The organism is Leifsonia sp. KNZ12-8B (assembly GCF_056755495.1).
Genome location: NZ_JBPGXM010000217.1, coordinates 1 through 3510 on the forward strand (window position 1 = coordinate 1; position 3510 = coordinate 3510).

Consider the following 3510-nt stretch of genomic DNA (forward strand, 5'->3'; position numbering starts at 1 on the left):
GGGGAGGAGGGCGGGCGGCAGCGGGAGCGCGGTCGTCATGCCCGGCACGGTAGCCGCGAAGCCTGAGCGGGAGCGGAGCGTCGCGGCGGAGGGCTCAGGAGGCGGCGTGCTCGTGCTCGAGGTAGGCGTCGAGCGTCGCGGTGCGGTGCCGGCGGGCGGCGGCCTCGACGTCGTCGGCGGGAGCGCCGCGCTCGATCAGGCCGAGGATCTCGGCGTGCTCGTGCACGGACTCCTGGGCCCGGCCTGGCACGAAGGCGAAGGTCGAGCTGCGGAGGTTGCCCAGGCGTGCCCACTCGGCCTCCACCAGCTCCAGCAGCCGCCGGTTGGGGCAGGGCGCGTAGAGCGTCTCGTGGAACTCGTGATTGAGAGCGGTGAACACGTCGGGCGCGAAGTGGCCGAGCGTCTCCGTCATGCGCTCGTTGATCGCGTGGGCGCGGCGGAGGTCGGCGACGGTGAGGGAGGGTGCGGCCTGCGCGGTCGCGGCGCCCTCGAGCAGGGCGAGCGTCTGCATGCTGAAGCGGTACTGCGACTCGTCGACCATCGCGACGCGGGCGCCGACGTTCCGCTCGAAGGTGACCAGGCCCTCCGCCTCCAGCTGCCGCAGCGCCTCGCGCACGGGCACGACGCTCATGTCGAGCTCGGCGGCGATCGTGCCGAGCACCAGGCGGTAGCCGGGGGTGAAGTCGCGGCGGGAGATGCGCGCCCTGATCCAGTCGTAGGCGGCGCGCGATTTGCTCTGCGTGGGTTCGTCGGTCGCCATCGATCGTGATCCTATCGGCCGCAGACCCGGGGGAGCATGTGCACAACCCGAACAGACGGCCTCGACGTATTCGAAATCGTATCATATACTTCTCGCCATGCTCGGGGCTCCGGCCCCACCGACGACGATGTCAGATCGAAGGAGATCCTCACATGAGCAGCCCGCAGTCCAGCGCAGGCACCGCCGACGCGCACTTCACGCCGACCGGGAGCTTCGCCGCGGCGACCGACCGTCGCCGCGTGGTCTTCGCCACCGTGGTCGGCACCACCGTCGAGTGGTACGACTTCTTCATCTACGCCTCCGCGGCCGGGCTGGTCTTCGGCCAGCTCTTCTTCGAGCCGGCGGGGCCGCAGTTCGCCACCATCCTGTCGTTCCTGACGGTCGGCATCAGCTTCCTGTTCCGGCCGCTGGGCGCCTTCATCGCCGGTCACCTCGGCGACAAGCACGGCCGCCGGCTCGTGCTCATGCTCACCCTCATCCTGATGGGTGCGGCGACCGCGCTGGTCGGCCTCCTGCCCACGTACGAGGCCATCGGCATCGCGGCGCCCATCCTGCTCGTGCTGCTGCGCATCCTGCAGGGCATCTCGGCCGGCGGCGAGTGGGGAGGCGCGGTGCTGATGGCCGTCGAGCACGCGCCCACCGCGCGGCGCGGCCTGTTCGGGGTGGCGCCGCAGATCGGCGTGCCGCTCGGGCTGCTGCTCGCCTCGGGAACGATGGCGCTGATGGCGCTCATCGCGCCGGGCGACGCGTTCCTGGTGTGGGGCTGGCGCGTGCCGTTCCTGCTGTCGATCGTGCTGATCCTGATCGGCTACTACGTCCGCCGCAAGGTGGACGAGAGCCCGGTCTTCCGCGAGATCGCCGCCCGGCGGGAGCAGACGCGCACCCCGATCGTGAAGCTGTTCCGCAAGCACGCGCTCCTCGTGGTCATCGCGGCGCTCATCTTCGCCGGCAACAACGCGGTCGGCTACATGACCACCGGTGGGTACATCCAGAACTACTCGACGAACCCGGACGGCCCGCTCGGCCTGGAGCGCGGACCGGTGCTGTGGGCGGTCGCCGGTTCGGCGGTGACGTGGCTGGTGTCGACGTGGTTCGCGGGCTGGCTGAGCGACCGCATCGGCCGTCGCACGACCTACATCGCGGGCTGGGTCCTCCAGCTGATCGGTGTGTTCGCGCTGTTCCCGCTCGTGAACGCGGGGAGCGTGTGGACGCTGTTCCTCGGCGTCGCGCTGCTGACCATCGGCCTCGGCTTCACCTACGGGCCGCAGGCGGCGTACTACGCGGAGCTCTTCCCGGCCTCCATCCGCTTCTCGGGCGTCTCCATCTCGTACGCCATCGGTGCCATCCTCGGCGGCGCCTTCGCCCCGACCATCGCGACCGCGCTCGTCCAGGCGACCGGATCGACGTGGTCGGTGACGTGGTACCTGGCCGGGATGACCGTGGTCGGTCTCATCGCGACCCTGCTGCTGCGCGACCGCTCGCGCATCCCGCTGGGCCCGGACAACGAGGCCGAGCAGGAGCGCTCGCCGATCTACGGCGCCTCGCGCGCCTAGCCGCCCGACCCCGCCGCCTGGGGCAGCCGCCGAGTACGCGCGAATTCGCCCCGAAACCGCCGAGTACGCAGAGAATCCGCGTACTCGGCGGTTCGGCGGTCAGGAGTTCGCGCGGATGATCTCGTGCTGGTAGGGGGCGATCACGGCGCCGGAGACGCGGAGGTCGAGCAGCAGGAAGGGGCGCTCGGCCGCCGGGGTCGCGCTCCACTCGGCCACGACGGCGAGGTCGTCGAGGGTGCGGACCGTGACGGCCGTGGCGCCGACGGCACGGGCGAGCCCGGCGAAGTCGACCTCGGGGATGCGCATCGGCGCCTCCGCCAGCCCCTTCAGGCCGTAGAGGTTGACCTCGGCGCCGTACGCGGCGTCGTTCCACACCACGGCGAGACCGCGGCCGCCCGCGACGCGCACCGCGGACTCCAGGTCGGCCAGCGCCATCAGGCCACCGCCGTCGCCCGTCGTCAGCACCACCGTGGCGTCGGGATGCGCGAGCGCAGCGCCCGCGACGCTCGGGAAGCCGAGGCCGATGGACTGGTAGGCGGTGCCGACCATGATCATCCGGTCGGGGGAGGCGACGGGCCAGTACATGTTGGCCCAGCCGATGAAGTGGCCGCCGTCCGAGACCACGACGCGGTCCTCGGGCAGCAGCTCGGCGAGGCGCGCGGCGGCCGAGCGTGGGTCGAGCCGGCCGTCCTGCGCCAGCCCGTCGCCCTCCGGCCGGGCGCGGAGGGCGTCCGGGTCGATGCGCTCGCGCCAGCCGGAGGGACGCGCGTCCTGCGACGCGAGCTCGGCGACCAGCGCGGTCGCGACCTCGCGGGCGTCGCCGCGCACGTACGAGCCGACATGCGGGTGGGTGGCGGCGGGCGCGACATCCACCTGGATGACCCGGGTGCCCGGCGCGAACAGCTCGCCGAAGCGCATGGTGAAGTGGTTGAGGGAGGCGCCGAACACGACGGCGACGTCGGCCTCCCGGATCAGCTCCATCGCCCCCTCCGCGCCGAAGCCGCCGGTGACGCCGAGGTCGTAGCGGCCGTCGGGGAAGACGCCGCGGCCCAGCGCGGTCGACGCGGTGACAGCGCCCGTCGCATCGGCCAGCTCGCCGAGGGCGGCGCGGGCTCCGGCCAGATACGCGCCGCGGCCCGCGAGCAGGAACGGGCGCTCGGCCTCCGCCAGCGCACGGGCCGCGTCGCGCACCGCGCC

Annotated in this window: 3 protein-coding genes; 1 reads left to right on the plus strand and 2 read right to left on the minus strand. The window is 72.6% G+C overall.

What is annotated here, in order from left to right:
* Positions 1 to 94: 94 nt before the first annotated feature.
* Positions 95 to 760, minus strand: coding sequence for a GntR family transcriptional regulator (locus ACR9ZG_RS18485; protein ID WP_481286308.1), 666 nt, complete (start codon positions 758 to 760; stop codon positions 95 to 97).
* Positions 761 to 912: 152 nt separating this feature from the next.
* Here ACR9ZG_RS18485 and ACR9ZG_RS18490 point away from each other — a divergent pair, with 152 nt between their 5' ends.
* On the plus strand, positions 913 to 2313 hold the full coding sequence (locus ACR9ZG_RS18490; protein ID WP_481286309.1) for an MFS transporter: 1401 nt from the start codon (positions 913 to 915) through the stop codon (positions 2311 to 2313).
* A 99-nt stretch (positions 2314 to 2412) separates the two neighbouring features.
* Here the strand turns inward: ACR9ZG_RS18490 and ACR9ZG_RS18495 are convergent.
* Positions 2413 to 3510, minus strand: a 1098-nt coding sequence (locus ACR9ZG_RS18495; RefSeq protein ID WP_481286310.1) for a thiamine pyrophosphate-binding protein, incomplete at its 5' end; no start/stop codon positions are given.

Excerpts from the sequence above, each read along its gene's own strand:
- ACR9ZG_RS18490 (WP_481286309.1), top strand. The coding sequence starts at position 913 with ATGAGCAGCCCGCAGTCCAGCGCAGGCACCGCCGACGCGCACTTCACG.
- ACR9ZG_RS18485 (WP_481286308.1), bottom strand. The coding sequence starts at position 760 with ATGGCGACCGACGAACCCACGCAGAGCAAATCGCGCGCCGCCTACGAC.